This window comes from Chryseobacterium sp. CG10_8, assembly GCF_058117085.1.
Window position 1 is genome coordinate 1 of sequence record NZ_JBYVEB010000141.1, and the last position, 6,026, is coordinate 6,026.

General features: G+C 35.8%; 5 protein-coding genes. 3 read left to right on the top strand and 2 right to left on the bottom strand.

The genetic code is table 11. From position 1 onward, the window contains the following. Positions 1-675: 675 nt before the first annotated feature. A complete protein-coding gene (locus AC4AGG_RS14975; RefSeq protein WP_489772825.1) occupies positions 676-1,050 on the bottom strand; it encodes a diacylglycerol kinase family protein in 375 nt (124 codons plus the stop codon). A gap of 150 nt (positions 1,051-1,200) precedes the next feature. On the opposite strand from AC4AGG_RS14975, the gene dnaN reads away from it, so the two are divergent. The 3 genes from dnaN to AC4AGG_RS14990 all read left to right on the top strand — a co-directional run bounded on the left by dnaN (position 1,201) and on the right by AC4AGG_RS14990 (position 5,523). Then, the gene (gene dnaN / locus AC4AGG_RS14980) at positions 1,201-2,328 is read left to right on the top strand and encodes a DNA polymerase III subunit beta (protein ID WP_489772826.1); all 1,128 of its coding nucleotides are present in this window, start codon (positions 1,201-1,203) and stop codon (positions 2,326-2,328) included. Between the two features lie 320 nt (positions 2,329-2,648). Further along, positions 2,649-5,054 (top strand): phenylalanine--tRNA ligase subunit beta, encoded by a 2,406-nt coding sequence (gene pheT / locus AC4AGG_RS14985; RefSeq protein WP_489772827.1) that lies wholly within the window; start codon positions 2,649-2,651, stop codon positions 5,052-5,054. Between the two features lie 64 nt (positions 5,055-5,118). Then, the gene (locus tag AC4AGG_RS14990) at positions 5,119-5,523 is read left to right on the top strand and encodes an META domain-containing protein (protein WP_489772828.1); all 405 of its coding nucleotides are present in this window, start codon (positions 5,119-5,121) and stop codon (positions 5,521-5,523) included. 31 nt (positions 5,524-5,554) lie between these two features. On the opposite strand, the gene AC4AGG_RS14995 is transcribed toward AC4AGG_RS14990, so the two are convergent. Continuing rightward, positions 5,555-5,995 carry a hypothetical protein gene (locus tag AC4AGG_RS14995; protein ID WP_489772829.1) on the bottom strand — a complete coding sequence of 147 codons (441 nt, stop codon included), beginning with the start codon at positions 5,993-5,995 and terminating at the stop codon, positions 5,555-5,557. Positions 5,996-6,026 lie beyond the last annotated feature (31 nt).

Here is a 6,026-nt window from a genome sequence, read left to right on the forward strand (position 1 = left end):
TTATTTTCCCGTAGATTCCACAGATTTTTTTACTCAAAAAGAAGAATTAGTGTAATCCGCTGGAATTTTATTTCAGTTATTTCGACTACAATTATTAAAATATTCTCAGGAAAGGAGTAGAGTATTTCAGAAAATTATTTTCCCGCAGATTCCGTAGATTTTTTTACACAAAACGAAGAATCAGTGTAATCTGCGGGAATTTCGTTGTAGTTATTTCGGCTGCTATTTATCACAGTATTTTCAAGTATGGGGTAGAGTATTTCAGGAAATTATTTTCCCGCAGATTCCGTAGATTTTTTTACTCAAAAAGAAGAATTAGTGTAATCCGCGGGAATTTTATCTCAAATATTCTGACAGCAAATTATTACGATATAGTCAAATCTATTTAAAATGTCATGCTGACGAAGGAAGCATCTATATAGATTCTTCGACTCCACTTCAGAACTTCGTTCGCAGACCTTCAGTCTGTGCTCAGAATGACAACCAAATATATCATGACAAATTATTAAGATTTAACTATATTTTTAGGAATGGCGTAGAGTATTTTGAATAATATTCTGCGTAAAGTTTATACTTTAGGGTTTGGAGTTTTTTGAGTTTCGAGTTTAAGTACCATGAAATTCATCTCTAAACCCTAATTTTTTACCCTAAACCCTAAATCCTAAACCCTGAACATCATCCCAAAAACTCGCAACACCCCGATAAGTACGGAAGATACACTAAGCAACCCACCAAAACAGCTACAAAACATAACAAAGTCACTGCACCTGCGGAAATATCTTTGATAAATTTGATTCGTTCGTCGTATTCGGGTTCAATCATGTCGCAGATTTTTTCGATGGCGGTATTGAAGATTTCTGCACTCAAAACCGCAAAACAAGCCAACAAAATAATGGCAGTATCAATAGAGTTAAGTTTCAGGAATGCAATTAGAAAAATATTGATAATCAACGCAAAAATCTCAATTTGGAAATTTCTTTCAGTCAACAACATGGTGTGAATGCCACGGAAGGCGTGAAGGAAACTTTTATACAGCGATGGCTTTCTCATTGTGGATATTTTTACAAAGATAGAATAGATTTCGTTTTCCTTTTCAAAGTCAAATCATTATATTTGTAAAATTAATCATTCTTAAGAGAGCGGTTGGATTAATATTCAAAAGCTTTTCATATAAAAAGATACATAAAACCAATTTAGCAGATGAAATTTATTGTTTCAAGTGGCGAATTACAAAAAGCATTACAAACTGTCAGTGGAGTAATTTCCACTTCACAATCAAGACCAATTTTGGAAAATTATCTTTTCGAAATTGGTACAAACCAATTAACAATTACTGCTTCTGACGGCGAAACCACTTTGGTGACTTCTCTTGAAGTAAAGTCTGACGAAGAAGGAAAAATCGCAGTTCCTGCGAAGATATTTCAAGATTTTGTAAAGACTTATTCGGAGCAACCTTTGACTTTGGTAGTTAAAGACAACGAAGAAGGGACAGGTAATGTTCTTGAGATTTTGGATGAGAAAGACAATTTTGCTGTTGCACTTGACCATGCAGACGATTATCCGGATTTGCCTGAGTTCAGCGCTTCAGAAAGCGTGAAGATTTCTTCAGGAGTATTGGCAGAAGCTTTGAGCAATACGCTTTTTGCTACCAGTAGCGATTCTCTTCGTCCTGTGATGACTGGTGTTTTGTTCCAGTTCAAAGAAGACGAAACCAATTTCGTTGCAACCGATTCTCACCGTTTGGTGGTTTACAAAAGAAAAGATCTAATCGCGGAACCGATGGAGTTCATTATGCCAAAGAAACCGCTTTCGATTTTCAAAAATATTTTAGGAAACAGAGAAGACGAAGTTTTGATTGAGTTCAATGATAATATGGCGAAGTTCACGTTTGATAAAAACACATGGATATGTCGTCTTATCGAGGGAAAATATCCTAACTATTCTGCGGTAATTCCTAAAGATAATCCTAATGTTTTGACCATTAATCGTAACCTACTTTTAGGAGCTATCAGAAGAGCATCGATTATGTCAAACAAATCCACTAATCAAGTAAGATTCAAGCTTTCTGGAAATATTTTGCATCTTCATGCAGAAGATACAGATTATGCTAACAAGGCAGACATGCAAGTACCTTGTGACTACAATGGAGACGATATCAATATTGGATTCAGTTCTAAGTTTTTAACGGAGATGCTTTCTGTACTTAATTCAGAAGATGTAACTCTGAAGATGTCTCAGCCTAACAAACCAGGTATTTTGGAACCAATTGATGGATTAGATGCGGAAGAATCTATCTTGATGCTTTCGATGCCAGTGATTGGAATGTAATTTTTTTTGAAAAGAAAAATAAGATATTAAGAGATTTGGAATTATTTTTCCGAATCTCTTTTTTTTGGAGCAACACGATTGGTCTGTTTCCGAGGTGACTCGCCCGTTTTTCGCTGTATCTTTTTCTTTTTTTTGCCAAGTCTTTCGGCTTTCAAAACCGTGAAAGGCTTCATTCCCACCGCGAAAAAAAAGAAAAAGGATGCCGCTTCAACCGGGGCTAAAATTTTGCTTCATCTGTTTTCGAATCAGTTCAAAAATAACGATATTTGCAAATTATCAGATTGTCTTCAATCTGAAATCTAACATCTGAAATCGTATAAATGAAAATATCAAATAACTGGTTAAAAGACTATATCAAAACAGAACTAAAACCTGATAAAATAGGCGAATATCTTACGGATATTGGTCTGGAAGTGGAAGGTATTGACCGTTTTGAAAACATCAAAGGCGGATTAGAAGGGATTGTTGTAGGAAAAGTATTGACCTGCGAAAAGCATCCTAATGCAGATAAGTTGAAGCTGACAACCGTTGATGTAGGAAACAAAAAGATTCTTAACATCGTCTGTGGTGCTCCTAACGTAGAAGCTGGACAAACTGTTCCAGTGGCAGTCGTTGGAACCAAGATTTATGCTAAAGACGGAAGCTTTTTCGAAATCAAAGAAGCCAAAATCAGAGGAGAGAAATCTCAAGGAATGATTTGTGCAGAAGACGAGTTGGGTCTTAGCGATGACCATGGCGGAATTATGGTTTTGGACGAGGAAAAATTCGAAGTAGGAAAACCTTTTAAAGCGTATTTTGATATTGTTCAGGATGAGGTATTCGAGATTGGATTAACGCCTAATCGTACCGATGCAATGTCGCATTATGGTGTTGCAAGAGACCTTAATGCCTTTTTGGTTTCCAACAAATTGAATTCGGAATTTACTAAAACAAAATCCGAAACTTTACAAATCGAAGGACAGCAAGATTTCGAATTAAAAGTCGAAGACAATGCACTTTGTCCACGCTATATTGGTGCAGTAATTGAGAATATCAAAGTAGCTGAATCTCCAGCTTGGTTAAAGAATCGTTTACAAGCTATTGGACTTTCGCCGATTAACAATGTGGTGGATATTACCAATTTTATTCTTCATGATTTGGGTCAGCCACTTCATGCTTTTGATGCTGATAAAATCGAGGGTAAAAAGGTCATCGTTGGAGTGAGTAAAAAGGGAACCAAATTCACGACTTTGGATGGAGTGGAGCGAGTATTGGATGGTACAGAGTTGATGATTAAAGATGGAAAAAATCATCCAATGTGTATCGCTGGAGTTTTTGGGGGAGCTACTTCTGGAGTTTCTGAAGGTACAACAACTGTGTTTTTAGAGAGTGCTTACTTTGACCCAGTTACTGTAAGAAAAGGTGCTAAATTCCATGGATTGAATACCGATGCATCTTTCCGTTTCGAAAGAGGGGTAGATCCTAACTTGACAAGGACAGCGATAACTCATGCAATTAAATTACTTCATGAAGTTGCAGGTGGAAAATTGGTTGGTCAGTTGTTAGAACATTATCCGAAAAAGATTGAGAATCATTATGTCATCATAAGATTTTCGAAAATCGAAGAAATATTAGGTGCAAAAATTCACCGCGAAAAAGTGAAGGAAATTTTGCAATCTTTAGAAATTGAGATTTTGAATGAGATTCCTAATGGTTTAGAGATTTCGATTCCAGCTTATCGTGCGGATGTAACGAGAGAAATCGACGTTATAGAGGAGATTTTGAGAATCTATGGATACAACAAAATTGATGCTCCGAAGAAAATTTCTTTCTCTCCTGTGAAACTGTCGTTCAATGATTTGGACGAATTAGAGAATACTTGGGCGAGAAGGCTTCAGGGTAATGGTTTCCTCGAAGTGATGAATAATTCTTTAACGTCGGTTAAGGAAGGAGAAGAAGGAGTGGTTACATTGCTTAATCCTTTGAGTAAGGAGCTTTCTTCTATGAGAACTTCTTTGTTGGATGGACTTTTGGAGAACACGATTTACAATATCAATCGTAAGAATCAAGATATTAAGTTCTTCGAATTTGGGAAAATTTATCACAAAAAAGAGAAGTACGAAGAACGTAAGCAATTAGCGATATTAGTTACAGGAAGAAATCAAGCAGAAAATTGGATGCTTCCTAAGTCTTCGACAGACTTCTTTTATCTAAAGGGATATGTCAATATTCTTTTGGAGTCAATTTTGTCTCAAGAATTGGAAGAGGAAGCAATTGAGGACGCTCGTTTTTCCGATGGACTTCAAATTAAGATGGATGGTGTAGTCATTGCTCGAATGGGTAAGGTTTCACCAAAAATGTTAAAAGATTTCGATATCGACCAAGATTGTTTCTATGCAGAAATCGAGGTGGAGAAAGTTCAGAAAATTAGAGAGAATTCTTCAATGAAGTTTTTTGAAATTCCGAAATTCAACAAGATTAGAAGAGATTTGGCTTTGTTAATTGATAAGGAGGTAACTTATGCATCTTTGTACAAGGCTGCAAGAAAAAATCCTTCCACTTATTTGAAGAAAATTAATCTTTTTGATGTGTACGAAGGAAAGAATCTACCAGAAGGGAAGAAGTCTTATGCTTTAAGCTTCGAACTTTTGAATGAAGAGAAAACTTTGGAAGAGCAAGAAATTTCTGCTGTAATGAATTCTCTTATCAAGACATTTGAAAAGGAATTTTCTGCAGAATTAAGATAACCCATGAAAAATATAACGATTAATAAATCGTTTCACTAATAACATGAATTTAATTAAATTGATTATGAAAAAGCTTATTGTTCTTTTTGTGGTTTCTTTTTTGGTGGTGGCTTGTACCGCCTCTAACTCGAAGAAAGAAACAAAAATTCTGCTGGATAACTCAAGTTGGGTTTTAGCAGAAAATGTATCGGGTACGACTCCGACTCTTAATATCGCACAGGGACAGATCTCTGGAAACTCTGGATGTAATAATTATTCTGGAAATGCTACTATCAACGCAGAAGATGGGACTTTTGTTGCAGGAGCATTGGCAAGTACAAGAAAGGCTTGTCCAGATATGTCTGGTGAGCGAAGTTTTCTTAGTATGATGTCGAAAGTTAATAAGTATAAAGTAAGTGCAACCGAATTGCATCTTTATCAAGGCGAACTTTTGCTTTTGAAATTTGTGAAGCAACAACCAGCACGATAAAAATAAAAAGGACTCCAATTGGAGTCCTTTTTTAATATTGATATACAATACTTTGATTGGTATTTTCCAGCACGAGCTTCACAGAATTATGTCCTGCAACTTGAAGCTGACTTACATCAAAACTCCTTTGTTTATAAAAATAAGCTAAGCATGCTTCCTGATTTTCGAAACCTAATTTCAGTTTGCGAGTAACCGGATTTGTAGTATAATCTACTTGTCCGTCGGTGACCAGAGTTAAGACCCAGGTACTTCCGGAGCATCCACTTCCAGCATAATCAATCGTCATACAATTACTGTTTAACGAAAGTGCTTGTACACTGTTATACGCTGATGTGTTTGCAAATTCAGTAGCACTGATAACGGTGCTTTGTTGACATGTAAGTCGATTTTCATCCGCAGTGGAGGGTGTTGAATCACGATTGCATGAAAATAAAAAACTTACAAAAACGAAAAAAAATAAGGATGTTTTCATAATTGTAAGTTTTAATTTTAATTAATTTTTA

What these genes read in the sequence shown, in the direction of transcription:
- pheT (WP_489772827.1), top strand. Translation starts at nt 2,649, where the DNA reads ATGAAAATATCAAATAACTGGTTAAAAGACTATATCAAAACAGAACTA.
- AC4AGG_RS14995 (WP_489772829.1), bottom strand. Translation starts at nt 5,995, where the DNA reads ATGAAAACATCCTTATTTTTTTTCGTTTTTGTAAGTTTTTTATTTTCA.
- AC4AGG_RS14975 (WP_489772825.1), bottom strand. Translation starts at nt 1,050, where the DNA reads ATGAGAAAGCCATCGCTGTATAAAAGTTTCCTTCACGCCTTCCGTGGC.
- dnaN (WP_489772826.1), top strand. Translation starts at nt 1,201, where the DNA reads ATGAAATTTATTGTTTCAAGTGGCGAATTACAAAAAGCATTACAAACT.
- AC4AGG_RS14990 (WP_489772828.1), top strand. Translation starts at nt 5,119, where the DNA reads ATGAAAAAGCTTATTGTTCTTTTTGTGGTTTCTTTTTTGGTGGTGGCT.